The organism is Antrihabitans spumae (genome assembly GCF_043944905.1).
GTDB lineage: Bacteria > Actinomycetota > Actinomycetes > Mycobacteriales > Mycobacteriaceae > Antrihabitans > Antrihabitans spumae.
The window spans coordinates 94,257-109,014 of the sequence record NZ_JBIMSN010000062.1; the positions used below are offsets into that span (position 1 = coordinate 94,257).

The following is a 14,758-nucleotide window of genomic DNA, read 5'->3' on the forward strand; positions in this document are numbered from 1 at the left end:
ACGCCGCTCGTGCGTCCTTTCGGAGGGCCCGACCACCAAAAGGACTCACGAGGCGCGAAGCGCCCTAAAGGAATTCAGCCGCCCGATCGGCGAGATCGAGGACCGGTTGCGGCAGGATTCCAAGCACAACTGTGACGACCGCGCTGATTCCGATGACGGCGGTCGTCAGGACGCTCGGTACGACGATCGTCGGGGGATCGCTCGGCGGTTCGGAGAAGAACATCAGCACGATCACCCGGACGTAGAAGAATGCGGCGATCGCGCTGCAGATGACGCCGACGATCACGAGCGGCGCTGCCCCTCCTTCGGCAGCGGCCGAGAAAACCGCGAACTTGCTGACGAACCCGCTGGTCAACGGGATGCCCGCAAAGGCGAGTAGGAACATCGCGAAGGTGATGCCGAGCAGGGGTGAGCGTCTACCGAGTCCCGCCCAGCGCGACATGTCGGTCGCTTCGACGGAGTCGGGGAGGTTGTCGCGAACCAGGCTGACGACCGCGAACGCGCCGACCGTGCTGAACCCGTAGGCGAGCAGATAGAACATCGACGACGCGAGCCCGGTCTTGTTCAGCGCGACCAGCCCGGTCAGGATGAACCCGGTGTGCGCGACGGACGAGTACGCGAGCATCCGCTTCACGTCGGTTTGCGTGACGGCCAGAATCGCGCCGAACGCCATCGTGAGGATGGCGACGCCCCACAGCATCGGTCGCCAGTCGTCGTGCAGCCCGGGCAGCGCGACATAGAAGATCCGCAGTAGCGCGCCGAAGGCGGCGATCTTGGTCGCCGCCGCCATAAAGGCCGTCACCGGTGTCGGAGCACCCTGATACACGTCGGGGATCCACGAATGGAACGGCACGGCACCGACTTTGAACAGCAGCCCGACGGCGACCAACGCGGTGCCGATCAGCACGAGACCGCGACTGCCCTCGTCCGCAGCAACGGCTTCGGCGATACCCGAGAGTCGGACGGTCCCTGCATAGCCGTAGAGCAGCGCGACGCCGTACAGGAAGAACGCCGACGAGAACGCGCCGAGCAAGAAGTACTTCATCGCCGCTTCTTGCGACATCAGCCGGCGTCGACGCGCCAACGCGCAGAGCAGATAGAGCGGCAGCGAGAACACTTCGAGGGCGACGAACATCGTCAGCAAGTCGTTCGATGCCGGGAACAACAGCATCCCGCCGACCGCGAACATCGTGAGTGGGAAGACTTCCGTCAGGGTCGCGCCTGCCTTGGTTGCCTCCAACTCCGCGACACTGCCTGGCACCGCCGAAGCCTGAGAAGTGAAGGCGTCTGCGGACTTCGGTTCGCCGTGTGCGTCGACGGCGACGTCCACCTTGCGTTCGGCCATGAACACGATCGCAAGCATCGACACCAGCAGAATCGTGCCCTGCAGGAACAGCGTCGGACCGTCGACCGCGACGGCTCCCAACACCGCGTCGGCGCGGGTGCCTGCCAGCAGTACAACGGCGACGAACGCGGCAACCAAGCCACCGAGACTGAGCACGAGGTGCAGGCCGTAGCGGACGCGATTCGGGAGGAACGCCTCGACGAGAACTCCGACGATCGCAACACCGAACACAATCAACATCGGCGACAGTCGGCCGTATTCGATATCCGGCGCGGGCAGTGCCGAACTGGCAAGCACCGTCTCGACGGGACTCATTTGTGCGTACCTCCGTCGGTGACAGCCACGGTGGGTGCCGGATCTTGTTTGTCGATGGTGACGAGGATGTGGCCGACAGCTGGATCGACGACGTCCAAGATGGGCTTGGGGTAGACGCCGAGCACGATCAATGCGACGAGAAGCGGTGTTACGACGACCAATTCGCGTGGAACGAGGTCGCGGATCTTCTCGTTCTCCTTGGCGGCGGGTCCGGTCATCACCCGCTGATACAGCCACAGAATGTAGATCGCGGCGAGAACCAATGCGCTGGTGGCGATCACGGCCGCGACTGGGTAGCGAGTGTAGGTGCCGATCAGCACGAGGAACTCACTGATGAACGGGGCGAGGCCGGGCAGCGACAGCGTCGCGAGACCTGCGACGAGGAATGTTCCGGCGAGGACGGGCGCGACCTTCTGGACGCCGCCGTAGGCCGCGATGGCGCGGGTTCCCCTGCGCGAGACCAGGAATCCGGCAATCAGGAACAGCGCCGCTGTCGAGAGACCGTGGTTGACCATGTAGAGCGTCGAACCTGTCTGGCCTTGGCTCGTCATCGCGAAGATGCCGAGAATGATGAACCCGAAGTGCGAAATCGAGGTGTACGCGATCAAGCGCATCACGTCGGTCTGGCCGATCGCGAGAACCGCGCCGTAGACGATACCGATCACCGCGAGCGTGACGATGTACGGCGCGAAGGTGGATGACGCCTCCGGGAACAGCTGCAGGCAGTACCTCAGCATCGCGAACGTGCCGACCTTGTCGACGATCGCCATCATCAAAACCGCTGTAGCGGGTGTGGATTCGACCGCCGCATTCGGCAGCCAGGTGTGGAACGGCCACAGTGGCGCCTTGACCGCGAAAGCAAACATAAACCCGAGGAACAGTGCATTCAGGAGCGCCGGATCTGCGCCGAGCTCGCCGGCAGAGGCCGCTGCGACGATGGCACGGAAATCGAAGGTGCCCGCCGAGAACACGTCGCCCTGGCGCGCGGTGACGGCATACAGACCGATCACCGCGGCGAGCATGATGAGCCCGCCGACGAGGTTGTACAGCAAGAACTTCACCGCCGCTGCCGACCGCTTCGCACCGCCGAACCCGCCGATGAGGAAGTACATCGGGATCAGCATCGCCTCGAAGAAGACGTAGAACAGCAGCACGTCGAGTGCGACGAACGAGACGATCACCATCGCCTCGACGAGCAGGAACAGCGCGAAGTAGGTATTGGTCTCGCGTCGAGCGCGGTCGTCGGCGTCCTGCCAGCCGGCGATCAGAAGCAACGGAACGAGGACTGCGGTCAGCAGCACCAGCGCGAGTGCGATGCCGTCGAGGCCGAGGATGTAGCCGGCACCGAACGCCGGAATCCACTCGTGCGACTCGACGAACTGGTATTGCTCACCGCCACTGTCGAATTGGACCGCGACGGCAATCGCGAGGACGAGCACGACAAGCGCGGCTCCCAGCGCCGTCGCCTTTGCGGGTTGCTGCGAACGCGTCGGCAAGATCATCACGATGCCTGCGGCGACGAGCGGCACCAGCCACAGCGCCGTCAACCACGGGAAGTTGTCCATGCTCACCACACCCTCGTCGCGAGCATCGCGGCGACGACAAGTGCCGCGCCACCGAACATGGCCAGTGCGTAGGAGCGCACGAATCCGGTTTGCAGCTGTCTGAATCGCGCGGATGCCCCACCGACCACCGCAGCCAGACCGTCGACGGCACCGTCGACTCCGCGACCGTCGAGGAACACCAGCGACCTCGTCACTTGCTTGCCCGGCCGCATCAACGCGGCCTCGTTGAGCGCGTCGCCGTAAAGGTCTCGTCGCGCAGCCAGCGTCAGCGCGGACACGTCGTCGGGTGCAACGGTCGGAACGTCCTTCGTCGCGTACGCGCGATAGGCGACGCCGACTCCGGCGAGGACGACTGCAAGGGTCATGGCGGTCGTCACCCAGACCGGGATGGTCGGTTCGACGTGATGCGACCCGACGACGGGTTCGAGCCAATGGACAAGCGACGAGCCGATGGCGAGCAGACCACCGGCACCGACCGAGCCGACCGCAAGAATGATCATCGGTGCGGTCATCGTCGACGGCGACTCGTGCGGATGAACGTCCTTGTGCCAGCGCCGCTTACCGAAGAAGGTCAGCAGCATCACTCGCGTCATGTAGAACGCGGTGAGTCCGGCGCCGAGCAACGCCGCGGCACCGAGGATGATGCCTTTCGCGCCACCGGCATCGAAAGCGACTTCGATGATCTTGTCCTTCGAGAAGAAGCCTGCGAACGGTGGTAGACCGATGATCGCGAGATAGCCGAGGCCGAACGTGACGAACGTGATGGGCATCAGTGTGCGCAGCCCGCCGTAGCGTCGCATGTCGGTCTCGTCGTTCATCCCGTGCATCACCGAACCGGCACCGAGGAACAGGCCGGCTTTGAAGAAGCCGTGGGTGAGCAGATGCATGATCGCAAACGCGTAGCCCGCGGGACCGAGGCCTGCGGCGAGCACCATGTAGCCGATCTGGCTCATGGTCGACGCGGCGAGCGCTTTCTTGATGTCGTCTTTCGCGCAGCCGATGACGGCGCCGAACAGCAGGGTCACGGCACCGACGATCACAACGGCCAGTTGCGCATTCGGCGCGAGATCGAAGATCGAATTGGACCGTGTGATCAGGTAGACGCCTGCGGTGACCATCGTCGCCGCGTGGATGAGGGCCGAGACCGGCGTCGGACCTTCCATCGCGTCGCCGAGCCAGGACTGCAGCGGCACCTGCGCGGACTTACCGCACGCGGCGAGGAGCAGCATGAACCCGATTGCCGTCAAGACACCTTCGCTCGCACCCTCAGCGCTACCGAAGACGTCGGCGAATTCGACGGACCCGAATGTTGCGAACATGATCATCATCGCGACGGCCAACCCGATGTCGCCGACGCGGTTGACGACGAACGCCTTCTTGGCCGCCGTCGCTGCCGAGGGCTTGTGCTGCCAGAAGCCGATCAGCAGGTATGACGCGAGACCGACGCCCTCCCAACCGACGTAGAGGCCGAGGAAGTTGTCCGCGAGCACCAGTAGCAGCATCGCAGCGAGGAACAGATTGAGGTAGGCGAAGAACCGTCGCCGCTCAGGGTCGTGCTGCATGTACCCGATCGAGTAGATGTGGATCAGCGATCCGACGCCCGTGATCAGCAGTACGAAGCACATCGACAGTTGGTCGAGTTGCAGACCGAAGTCGACCTGCAGACCACCAGCGGGTACCCAGCTGAAAATGTGTTGGTGCTCGAGCCGGTCCGCTGCATCACGACCCGCCATACCGACGAACAGCACGATCGCTACGACGAACGACGCCAATGCCGTTGCGGTACCGAGCAAATGGCCCCACGCATTGCTGCGCTTACCGGCCAGCAGCAGTACGACGGCGCCCAGCAACGGCAGGACCGGCAGCAGCCAGACCGTGTTCAATGCTCGGCTCCTTTACGTTTCATTTTCGTCAATGCTTCAGCAGGTTCGCGTCGTCGACCGAGGCCGACCGGCGGGCACGAAAAATGGTGACGATGATCGCGAGTCCGACAACCACTTCGGCCGCGGCCACGACCATCGTGAAGAACGCGAAGATCTGCCCGTCGAGGTTGCCGTGCATACGCGCAAAGGTCACGAAGGCGAGGTTCGTCGCATTGAGCATCAACTCGATGCACATGAACACCACGATGGCGTTGCGGCGCAACAGAACTCCGGCACCGCCGATCGTGAAGAGCAGTGCGGACAGATAGAGGTAGTTGTCGGGGTTCACCGCGTACCGTCCTCGCCTGACGGAGTGTCCGGGCGCTCGGGGATGTCGAGCAGCGTCCCGTCACCTGCCCGACCGTGATGGGCGAGGATGCGACTGATCGACTGCTGCGCGTAGGAACCGTCAGGCAACGTCGCGAGCATGTCGACGGCGTTGTGGCGTGCATAGACGCCGGGGGTCGGCAGCGGGGTCGGTCGGCCGCCGTGCAGAAACCGTTCCTCCGACAACGTGCGCTGACCTTTGCGCGCCGTGAATCGCTCGCGATGTGCCAGCACCATCGCCCCGATGGTCGCGGTGATCAGCAGGGCGCCGGTCAGTTCGAAGGCCCACACGTATTCGATGAAGATGAGCTCGGCAAGACCTTCGACATTGCCCGCAGCGTTGGCCGCGTCGAGTCCGGCGTAACCGCCGACGGATGCGTTGCCGATGCCTGCGATGAGCAGGATCCCGAAGCCGAGGCCTGCTGCGATCGCCGCGATCCGCTGCCCCTTCAACGTCTCGACGAGGGAGTCGGACGAGTCGACGCCGACGAGCATCAGCACGAAAAGGAACAGCATCATCACCGCGCCGGTGTAGACGACGATCTGCACGACACCGAGAAACGCAGCGTCCTGGGCGATGTAGAAGAACGCCAGAATGATCATCGTCATCGCGAGAAAAATGGCGGAGTAGACGGCTTTGCTCGCACCGACGACGCCGAGCGCGCCGATCACGGCGATCGTTCCGAGAATCCAGAACTGCACCCCTTCGCCCGTCGAGGTCCGGGTGATCTGGTCTGCCGCGAGCATGGCGTCGGGGGTGATCATGGCTTCTCCTCGGCCGCGACCACGTTGCCGCGGTAGTAGTCCTCCGCGGTTTTGCCGTCCGCCATCGGGTGCGGCGCTTCTTCCATGCCCGGTTCGAGTGGCGCGAGCAAACGGTCCTTGGTGTAAATGAGATCGGCCCTGTTGTCGTCGGCGAGTTCGTAGTCGTTGGTCATGGTCAGCGCCCGCGTCGGGCACGCCTCGATGCACAGACCGCAGCCGATGCAGCGCAGATAGTTGATCTGGTAGACGCTGCCGTAGCGCTCGCCCGGCGAGAACCGCTCGGTGTCGGTGTTGTCGGCCCCTTCGACATAAATGGCATCGGCAGGGCAGGCCCAGGCGCAGAGTTCGCAGCCGATGCACTTCTCGAGACCGTCCGGATGGCGGTTGAGCTGATGCCTGCCGTGGTAGCGGGGAGCGGTCGGGGTCTTCACCTCCGGATAGAACTCGGTGTTCGGCTTCTTGAACATCGTCGAGAACGTGACACCGAAACCTGCTACGGGGCCGAGGAATTCAGGCATCGCTACCCTCCTGGTCGGTTGGTGCGCTGACCGATGCAACCGGCCTGCGGGTGAAGGTCGGCATCGTCTGTCCTGGCATCGGCGGGACGGGAAAGCCCCCGGCGAGCGGGTCGAACGGCTTGGTCGCTGTCGGCCGATCCGGTGGTTCGTGCTTGGCCTCGGCGCGATGGCGCACCGTGTTCCATACGAAGTACGCGACGACCGCTGCGACGACGATCCCCGCCGTGACGAGGACGATGGACTGGTACTCGTAGCCTTCGTTGCGGAACGCGCGGACCGTCGCGACGACCATCACCCAGCCGAGGGAGATGGGAATCAGGACCTTCCACCCGAGGTTCATGAACTGGTCGTAGCGCAAGCGGGGGAGCGTGCCGCGCAGCCAGACGAAGAAGAACAGGAAACCCCAGACCTTCATCGTGAACCACAGGAACGGCCACCAGCCGGTGTTCGCGCCGTCCCAGATGCTGAGCGGCCATGGTGCCCGCCAACCACCGAAGAACAGGGTCGTCGCCAACGCCGAGACCGTCGCCATGTTCACGTACTCGGCCAGCATGAACATCGCGAACTTCAACGACGAGTACTCGGTGTGGAAGCCGCCGACCAGTTCGCCCTCGGCTTCGGGCAGATCGAAAGGCGCACGGTTCGTTTCGCCGACCATCGACACCAGATAGATCAGAAACGACGGCAGTAGCAGGAAGACGTACCAGGTCTTTTCCTGCGCGCCAACGATTCCCGAGGTTGCCATCGTGCCCGCATAGAGGAAGACCGCCGCGAACGACAACGCCATCGCGATCTCGTAGGAGATCACCTGCGCGGTCGAGCGCAGACCGCCGAGCAGCGGGTAGGTCGAGCCGGATGCCCAGCCGGCCAACACGATTCCGTATACGCCGATCGACGTGACCGCAAGGATGTACAGGACGGCGACAGGTAGATCGGTGAGTTGCAGTGCCGTCCGGTGCCCGAAGACGGAGACTTCCGGCCCGAACGGAATGACCGCGAATGCCATAAACGCAGGCGCTGCAGCAATTACGGGCGCAAGCAGGTAGACCGGCTTGTCGACACCGGCAGGGATCAGTCCCTCTTTCAACGCCATCTTGATGCCGTCGGCGAGGCTCTGCAACATCCCCCACGGCCCGACGCGGTTGGGCCCGACACGCATCTGCATCCACGCGACAACTTTGCGTTCTGCATACACCGCGACGAGCGGTGTCAGCATCAGGAAGACGAACACGGCGAGTGCCTTGGCGACGACGAGCCACCAGGGGTCGTGGCCGAAAAGCGTTGGGTCGTAGCCGGCGCCGAGGGTCATGACGCGGCCTCCTCGCTCGCGGCGCGGATACCGACGAGGCTGCCGACCGCGGTTGCCAACTCTCTGTGCACTGCCGAGCCAGGTGAATTCTGCGGAAGCCACACGACACGGTCGGGGAGTTCGGTGACGGCCAACGGCAACGTGATCGCGCCGAGTGCCGAGCTGACCGTGACGAGCTCGCCGTCCGTGACACCGATTTCGGCCGCAGTCGTCGCCGACAGCCGAACGACGGGTGTACGCGCGGTCCCGGCGAGGTTCGGTTCGCCGTCCTGGAGTCGGCCCGAGTCGATGAGCATGCGCCAGGTTGCCAGCACGGCCTGTCCGGAACTGGGAGCCGCGGTCGAGCCGGCGTCGACTGCCGGACCCTCGGGATGGTCGCCGACCCACGCGCCCAATTGCGCGATCTCGTTCCGCGCGGCGGCCGCATCGGGCAGGGCGAGGTCGATGCCCATCTCGTCGGCAAGGGCGTGCAGCACTCGTTGATCCGGCATGGCTTCGGAGTTGCGTATCGCGGTATCGAACGGCCGTGCGCGGCCCTCCCAGTCGAGGAACGTGCCTGGCTTTTCCACGACCGGAGCGACGGGGAACACGACGTCCGCTAGGTCGGTCACCGCGCTGTGGCGGAGTTCGAGGCTCACCACGAAGCTTGCGGCTTCGAGGGCCGCGGTGGCGGCATGTGGATCGGGGAGGTCGTCGAGTTCGACGCCGCCGATCACCAGAGCGCCCAGTGTTTTGGCCGCTGCCAACATTCCCGCGGTGTCGCGGCCCTGTGTTGTCGGAATGGTTGCGTGCCAGACGGATTCGACGTCGTGACGCGCATCGGCGTCGTCGATCGGTCGCCCGCCAGGCAGCAAGTGGGGGACCGCGCCCGCTTCCAGTGCGCCGCGTTCGCCCGCTCGACGAGGAACCCAGGCGAGGCGGGCGCCTGTCTGCTCGGCCAGTTTCAGGGCGGCCGACAACCCGCCGCCGATCGCGCCGAGCCGCTCGCCGACCAGGACGATCGAACCGGGCTCGCGGAGGGCTTCGCCTAGCTCACCGTCGGCGAGTTCTGCAATGGCTCCGGGTTCGGATCCGGGAATGCAGGCAACGAGGGTGCCGTTCATTTTCGTCAAACCGTCGCTGGCGTACGGCGCGATCGAGTACACCTGCAATCCTTTTGCGCGCGCGGCCTTTCGCAGACGCAGGTACACGATCGGCGATTCTTCCTCCGGCTCGAATCCGACGAGGAGGACGGTTTTCGCTTGCTCGAGATCCGCATAGGTGACGGTAGGGGCTTTCGACCGACTGCCTGCCATCCCCATGACTCGGCCTGCCACGCGTGCGGTCAAGAACTGGGCCTCTTCGGCCGAATGGTCGCGGTTGCGGAAGTCGATATCGTTGGTGCCCAACGCAATTCTGGCGAACTTGGAGTACGCGTAGGCGTCTTCCCAGGTGGCTCGTCCGCCGACCAGCACGCCGACGTTGGCGTGCGCCGCCATCAGACCACGCGCAGCGGTTGTCAACGCCTCGGGCCACGACGCGGGTTGCAGTGTGCCGTCGGCGTCACGAACCAGAGGTGTGGTGATGCGGTCGCGCTCGGTCGCGTAGGCGAATGCCCACCGGCCCTTGTCGCAGTTCCACTCGTCGTTGACCGCAGGGTCGTCGCCTGCCATCCGCCTCAGCACTTTGCCACGTCGATGGTCGGTGCGTTGCGCACATCCGCTCGCGCAGTGTTCGCACACACTCGGGCTGGAGACGAGATCGAAAGGGCGAGCACGGAATCGGTAGGCAGTACTCGTCAACGCACCGACCGGGCAGATCTGAACCGTATTGCCGGAGAAGTAGGACTCGAACGGCTCGTTAGCGTAGATGCCGACCTGCTGGTCTGCGCCGCGTTCCAGTAATTCGATGAACGGGTCGCCCGCGATCTGCTGCGAGAAGCGCGTGCACCTGGCGCATTGCACACAGCGTTCGCGGTCGAGCAGTACCTCCGTCGACAACGGAATCGGCTTGGGGAACGTCCGTTTCGTCTCGCCGAACCTCGATTCGACTCTGCCCGTGGACATTGCCTGGTTCTGCAACGGACATTCGCCGCCCTTGTCGCATACCGGGCAGTCGAGCGGATGATTGATGAGCAGCAGCTCCATCACGCCCCGCTGTGCCTTCTCTGCAACGGGCGACGTGTACTGACTATGGACGACCATCCCTTCTGTGACGGTCGTGGTACAGGATGCGAGCGGCTTGCGCTGGCCTTCCACGTCGACGAGGCACTGTCGGCAGGCACCGACCGGCTCGAGCAGAGGGTGGTCGCAGAAGCGGGGAATCTGGATGCCGATCAACTCCGCCGCGCGGATGACGAGCGTCCCCTTCGGCACGCTCACCTCGACGCCGTCGATGGTGAGGGTGAGCAGCGTCTCCTGCGCGACGCGTGTCCCTTCGACCTGATCCGTCATGCCGGCACTCCTGCGAACAGCGTCGCGAGCTGCGGGTCGAACGGACAACCGTCGCGTTCGAAATGCGCGAGGTATTCGTCGCGAAAGTACTTGATAGAGGACAGGATCGGACTCGCTGCGCCGTCGCCGAGAGCGCAGAACGACTTGCCGAAGATGCTGTCCGAGATGTCGAGTAGCTTCTCCACGTCCGTCTCGTTCCCTCCGCCTTGCTCCAGCCTCCGCAGGATCTGCACGAGCCAGTACGTGCCCTCACGGCACGGCGTGCACTTGCCGCAGGATTCGTGCGCGTAGAACTCGGTCCAGCGCAGCACCGCGCGCACCACACAGGTGGTCTCGTCGAAAATCTGCAACGCCTTGGTGCCGAGCATCGAACCTGCAGCGCCGACGCCCTCGTAGTCGAGCGGTACATCGAGGTGCGCGTCGGTGAACATCGGCGTCGACGAACCGCCCGGAGTCCAGAACTTCAGCTTGTGACCCGCGCGCACACCACCGGCGTACTCCAGCAGCTCACGAAGTGTGATGCCGAGCGGCGCTTCGTACTGACCGGGTTTGGTCACGTGGCCGGACAACGAATACAGCGTGAAGCCGGGCGACTTCTCGCTGCCCATCGATCGGAACCATTCGACGCCGTTGCGGATGATCGGCGGCACGCTTGCAATGGATTCGACGTTGTTGACGACGGTCGGGCAGGCGTACAGCCCGGCAACCGCGGGAAACGGCGGGCGCAGTCGCGGCTGCCCGCGACGACCTTCCAGCGAATCGAGCAGCGCCGTCTCTTCGCCGCAGATGTAGGCGCCCGCTCCTGCGTGCACGATCAGTTCCAAGTCGTAGCCGCTGCCGAGGATGTTCTTCCCCAAGTAGCCGGCCGCGTACGCCTCTGCGACGGCCGCCTGCAGACGCCGAAGCACGGGAACGACCTCGCCGCGGAGGTAGATGAACGCATGGCTGGATCGAATTGCGTACGCGGCGATGATGACACCCTCGACGAGAGCGTGCGGAGTGGCGAGCATCAGCGGAATGTCTTTGCACGTACCAGGTTCCGACTCGTCGGCGTTCACAACCAGATAGTGCGGTTTGCCGTCGCCCTGTGGGATGAACGACCACTTCATACCCGTCGGGAAGCCGGCACCGCCGCGGCCACGCAGCCCTGCGTCCTTGACGGTCGAAATAACCTCGTCCGGTGCCATCTGCAGCGCCGTGGCAAGCGCGTCGTAGCCGTCATGACGCCGATAGGTATCGAGCGTCCACGACTCCGGATCGTCCCAGTAGCGACTCAACACCGGAGTAAGCGGCATGTCACTCACCTCCCTTCGACGACTTCGGTGGCACCGTCGCCGAGGGCGCAGGTGCTGGCATCTCCCGCGCCGAATCCTTGGCGAGGGTCTCGGCGTCCGGGTGAGTGGCTCTCGAGTTCGCCGACGCACTCGAAGGTGGTGCAGCCATACCCAACTCGCGCGCGACACGAAGACCGACCGTTGTCGGGTCACCGCCACTGCCGCCGGCTGCAAGTGCACCCGGCCGTTCGTCCGGGAAGCCTGCGAGGATGCGGGCGGTCTCGCGGAACGTACACAACGGCGCACCGCGAGTCGGTGTGACCTGCTCGCCGGAACGCAACGAATCCACGAGGGTCCGCGCCGACTCGGGCGTCTGATTGTCGAAGAACTCCCAATTCACCATCACAACCGGAGCGAAATCGCACGCCGCGTTGCATTCGATGTGTTCGAGCGTGACCTTCCCGTCCGGGGTGGTCCCGCCGTGCTCGACACCGAGATGCTCTTCCAGTGCAGCGAGGATCGCATCGCCACCCATGATGGCGCACAACGTATTCGTGCACACCCCGACGTGATAATCGCCAGTCGCCGCGCGGCGGTACATCGAATAGAACGTCGCGACCGCCGTCACCTCGGCGCCCGTGAGACCGAGCAACGCACTGCAGAAATCGATACCCGCAGGGGAGATGTAACCATCCTCCGCCTGCACAAGATGCAACAGCGACAGCAGCGCCGAACGCGAATTCGGATAGCGCGCAACAACTGTCGCGGCATCCGCGGACAGGCGATCAAGCACGTCGGCCGGATAGTCGGCCCGCGCACCCGGCCGGACCAACTGCCCCTTCTCGCTCGGACGCGGCCCGAACTGAATGAAAACAGGTTCGGATGGGCCAGCTTCGAAGGTTGTCATCGGTCGACACCGCCCATCACAGGATCGATACTCGCAACTGCCGCAATAACATCGGCGACCATGCCGCCCTCACACATCGCGGCAACAGCCTGCAGATTGGTAAACGACGGATCGCGGTAGTGCACCCGAAACGGACGAGTACTGCCATCGCTCACCATATGGACACCGAGCTCGCCACGCGGCGACTCCACAGCCACGTACACCTGCCCCGCAGGCACCCGGAAACCCTCCGTCACCAACTTGAAATGGTGAATCAACCCCTCCATCGACGAATTCATGATCGAACGAACATGCTCCTTCGAGTTGCCCTGGCCATCGCCACCGATAGTGAGATCGGCAGGCCACGCAAACTTCTTGTCCTCGATCATCACCGGCCCCGGCTGCAGCCGGTCCAAGCACTGCTCGACGATCTTCAGCGACTCGCCCATCTCCTTGACCCGGATCAAATACCGCCCGTAACAATCACTTCCGGCATCGGTCACCACATCGAACTCGTAATTCTCGTACCCGCAATACGGCTGCGTCTTCCGAAGGTCGTGCGGCAACCCCGTCGACCGCAACACCGGACCCGTGACGCCAAGCGCCATACAACCCGTCAAATCCAGATACCCGATCCCGACAGTGCGCGCCCGCCAAATCGGATTCTCGTTCAACAACAACTCGAGATCGTGCAACCGTTTCGGCATCAGCTCCAACAGATCCCGAATCTTGCCAACCGCATCCGACGGCAAATCCTGCACCAACCCACCCGGCCGCACATACGCATGATTCATCCGCAGACCCGTGATGTTCTCGAAAATCTCGAGAATCAACTCACGCTCCCGAAACCCGAACAACATCGCCGTCAACGCGCCCAGTTCCATGCCGCCCGTCGCAAGAGCAACCAGATGCGACGAAATACGATTCAACTCCATCAACATCACACGAATCACGTTGGCCCGCTCCGGAACCTGATCCGAGATATCGAGCAACTTCTCCACACCGAGGCAATACGCCGTCTCGTTGAAAAACGGCGACAAATAGTCCATCCGCGTCACGAACGTGACACCCTGCGTCCAATTTCGGAACTCGAGATTCTTCTCGATCCCCGTATGCAAATAACCTATGCCACAACGAATCTCGGTGACCGTCTCACCCTCGATCTCCAAGATCAACCGCAACACCCCATGCGTCGACGGATGCTGCGGACCCATATTCACGACAATGCGCTCATCGCCCGTCTGACCGACCGACGAGACGATATCGTCCCAATCCTGACCCGTAACCGTGTAATTGCCAGTGCCACCAGGCTTTACATTCGAATCAACCATCAGCGGTACGACCTCCGCTCATCAGGCGGCGGAATCTGAGCGCCCTTGTACTCCACCGGAATACCACCCAACGGATAATCCTTCCGCTGCGGATGACCAACCCAATCATCAGGCATCTCGATCCGCGTCAACGACGGATGCCCATCGAACACAATTCCAAAAAAGTCGTACGTCTCACGCTCATGCCAATCCACCGTCGGATACACCGAAAACAACGACGGCACATGCGGATCCGAATCCGCCACCGACACCTCGACCCGAACCCGACGATTATGCGTAATCGACATCAACGCATACACCGCATGCAACTCACGACCCACATCCGCCGGGTAATGCACGCCGCTCACCCCCAAACACAACTCGAACCGCAAATCCGGCTCATCCCGCAACCGCTGCACCACCTCCGGCAAAAACTCCCGCCGCACATGCAACGTCAACTCACCCCGAAACACCACAACCAACTCCACCGCATCCTCGAACCGCACACCCACATCCGACAACGCAGCCGACAACGAATCCGCCACCTCATCGAAATACCCACCGAACGGACGAACTGCACCACCCGCCAACACAACCGGGCGAACCAAACGCCCATAACCCGACGTATCACCCGAACCGGAGACGCCGAACATGCCGTGTTGTCTGTTCGCTTCGCTCACGGGCGGTTGGGCTTTTACGCGTTCTGTTCCCTCCTCACTCACTCGCTTCGCTCCCTCGCTCGTCAGTCCACAGCACGCTGCCCAACCGCCATTCGGCGCCAAGCTCTTTT

General features: G+C 63.5%; 12 protein-coding genes. All 12 read right to left on the reverse strand.

Annotation, left to right across the window (positions count from 1 at the left end):
• Window positions 1–64 precede the first annotated feature (64 nt).
• Genes nuoN through ACHIRB_RS15790 form a run of 12 tightly spaced genes read right to left on the reverse strand, consistent with a single transcriptional unit; the run spans window position 65 to window position 14,690 of the window.
• Window positions 65–1,660 (reverse strand): NADH-quinone oxidoreductase subunit NuoN, encoded by a 1,596-nt coding sequence (nuoN, locus tag ACHIRB_RS15735; protein ID WP_395124053.1) that lies wholly within the window; start codon window positions 1,658–1,660, stop codon window positions 65–67.
• Window positions 1,657–3,225 carry an NADH-quinone oxidoreductase subunit M gene (locus tag ACHIRB_RS15740; RefSeq protein WP_395124052.1) on the reverse strand — a complete coding sequence of 523 codons (1,569 nt, stop codon included), beginning with the start codon at window positions 3,223–3,225 and terminating at the stop codon, window positions 1,657–1,659. Before ACHIRB_RS15740 ends, nuoN begins: the two co-directional genes overlap by 4 nt.
• A 2-nt stretch (window positions 3,226–3,227) precedes the next feature.
• On the reverse strand, window positions 3,228–5,108 hold the full coding sequence (nuoL, locus tag ACHIRB_RS15745) for an NADH-quinone oxidoreductase subunit L (RefSeq protein ID WP_395124051.1): 1,881 nt from the start codon (window positions 5,106–5,108) through the stop codon (window positions 3,228–3,230).
• A gap of 28 nt (window positions 5,109–5,136) precedes the next feature.
• Window positions 5,137–5,436, reverse strand: coding sequence for an NADH-quinone oxidoreductase subunit NuoK (nuoK, locus tag ACHIRB_RS15750; protein ID WP_199703321.1), 300 nt, complete (start codon window positions 5,434–5,436; stop codon window positions 5,137–5,139).
• Complete coding sequence (locus ACHIRB_RS15755) at window positions 5,433–6,239, reverse strand: NADH-quinone oxidoreductase subunit J (protein WP_199703320.1); 807 nt, start codon at window positions 6,237–6,239, stop codon at window positions 5,433–5,435. Before ACHIRB_RS15755 ends, nuoK begins: the two co-directional genes overlap by 4 nt.
• On the reverse strand, window positions 6,236–6,757 hold the full coding sequence (nuoI, locus tag ACHIRB_RS15760; protein ID WP_199703319.1) for an NADH-quinone oxidoreductase subunit NuoI: 522 nt from the start codon (window positions 6,755–6,757) through the stop codon (window positions 6,236–6,238). Before nuoI ends, ACHIRB_RS15755 begins: the two co-directional genes overlap by 4 nt.
• Complete coding sequence (gene nuoH, locus ACHIRB_RS15765; protein ID WP_395112087.1) at window positions 6,750–8,066, reverse strand: NADH-quinone oxidoreductase subunit NuoH; 1,317 nt, start codon at window positions 8,064–8,066, stop codon at window positions 6,750–6,752. Before nuoH ends, nuoI begins: the two co-directional genes overlap by 8 nt.
• The gene (locus tag ACHIRB_RS15770; RefSeq protein ID WP_395127724.1) at window positions 8,063–10,498 is read right to left on the reverse strand and encodes an NADH-quinone oxidoreductase subunit G; all 2,436 of its coding nucleotides are present in this window, start codon (window positions 10,496–10,498) and stop codon (window positions 8,063–8,065) included. Before ACHIRB_RS15770 ends, nuoH begins: the two co-directional genes overlap by 4 nt.
• Window positions 10,495–11,793: an NADH-quinone oxidoreductase subunit NuoF gene (gene nuoF / locus ACHIRB_RS15775; RefSeq protein WP_199703316.1), complete on the reverse strand. Its 1,299-nt coding sequence runs from the start codon at window positions 11,791–11,793 to the stop codon at window positions 10,495–10,497. The genes ACHIRB_RS15770 and nuoF overlap by 4 nt, the downstream gene beginning before the upstream one ends.
• A gap of 1 nt (window position 11,794) precedes the next feature.
• A complete protein-coding gene (gene nuoE / locus ACHIRB_RS15780) occupies window positions 11,795–12,679 on the reverse strand; it encodes an NADH-quinone oxidoreductase subunit NuoE (RefSeq protein ID WP_395112083.1) in 885 nt (294 codons plus the stop codon).
• On the reverse strand, window positions 12,676–13,989 hold the full coding sequence (nuoD, locus tag ACHIRB_RS15785; RefSeq protein ID WP_395124049.1) for an NADH dehydrogenase (quinone) subunit D: 1,314 nt from the start codon (window positions 13,987–13,989) through the stop codon (window positions 12,676–12,678). Before nuoD ends, nuoE begins: the two co-directional genes overlap by 4 nt.
• Entirely contained in the window at window positions 13,989–14,690 is a 702-nt protein-coding gene (locus ACHIRB_RS15790) for an NADH-quinone oxidoreductase subunit C (protein ID WP_395124048.1), read from the reverse strand. Before ACHIRB_RS15790 ends, nuoD begins: the two co-directional genes overlap by 1 nt.
• Window positions 14,691–14,758 lie beyond the last annotated feature (68 nt).

What these genes read in the sequence shown, in the direction of transcription:
- nuoN (WP_395124053.1), bottom strand. Translation starts at nt 1,660, where the DNA reads ATGAGTCCCGTCGAGACGGTGCTTGCCAGTTCGGCACTGCCCGCGCCG.
- ACHIRB_RS15740 (WP_395124052.1), bottom strand. Translation starts at nt 3,225, where the DNA reads ATGGACAACTTCCCGTGGTTGACGGCGCTGTGGCTGGTGCCGCTCGTC.
- ACHIRB_RS15755 (WP_199703320.1), bottom strand. Translation starts at nt 6,239, where the DNA reads ATGATCACCCCCGACGCCATGCTCGCGGCAGACCAGATCACCCGGACC.
- nuoI (WP_199703319.1), bottom strand. Translation starts at nt 6,757, where the DNA reads ATGCCTGAATTCCTCGGCCCCGTAGCAGGTTTCGGTGTCACGTTCTCG.
- nuoH (WP_395112087.1), bottom strand. Translation starts at nt 8,066, where the DNA reads ATGACCCTCGGCGCCGGCTACGACCCAACGCTTTTCGGCCACGACCCC.
- ACHIRB_RS15770 (WP_395127724.1), bottom strand. Translation starts at nt 10,498, where the DNA reads ATGACGGATCAGGTCGAAGGGACACGCGTCGCGCAGGAGACGCTGCTC.
- nuoF (WP_199703316.1), bottom strand. Translation starts at nt 11,793, where the DNA reads ATGCCGCTTACTCCGGTGTTGAGTCGCTACTGGGACGATCCGGAGTCG.
- nuoE (WP_395112083.1), bottom strand. Translation starts at nt 12,679, where the DNA reads ATGACAACCTTCGAAGCTGGCCCATCCGAACCTGTTTTCATTCAGTTC.
- nuoD (WP_395124049.1), bottom strand. Translation starts at nt 13,989, where the DNA reads ATGGTTGATTCGAATGTAAAGCCTGGTGGCACTGGCAATTACACGGTT.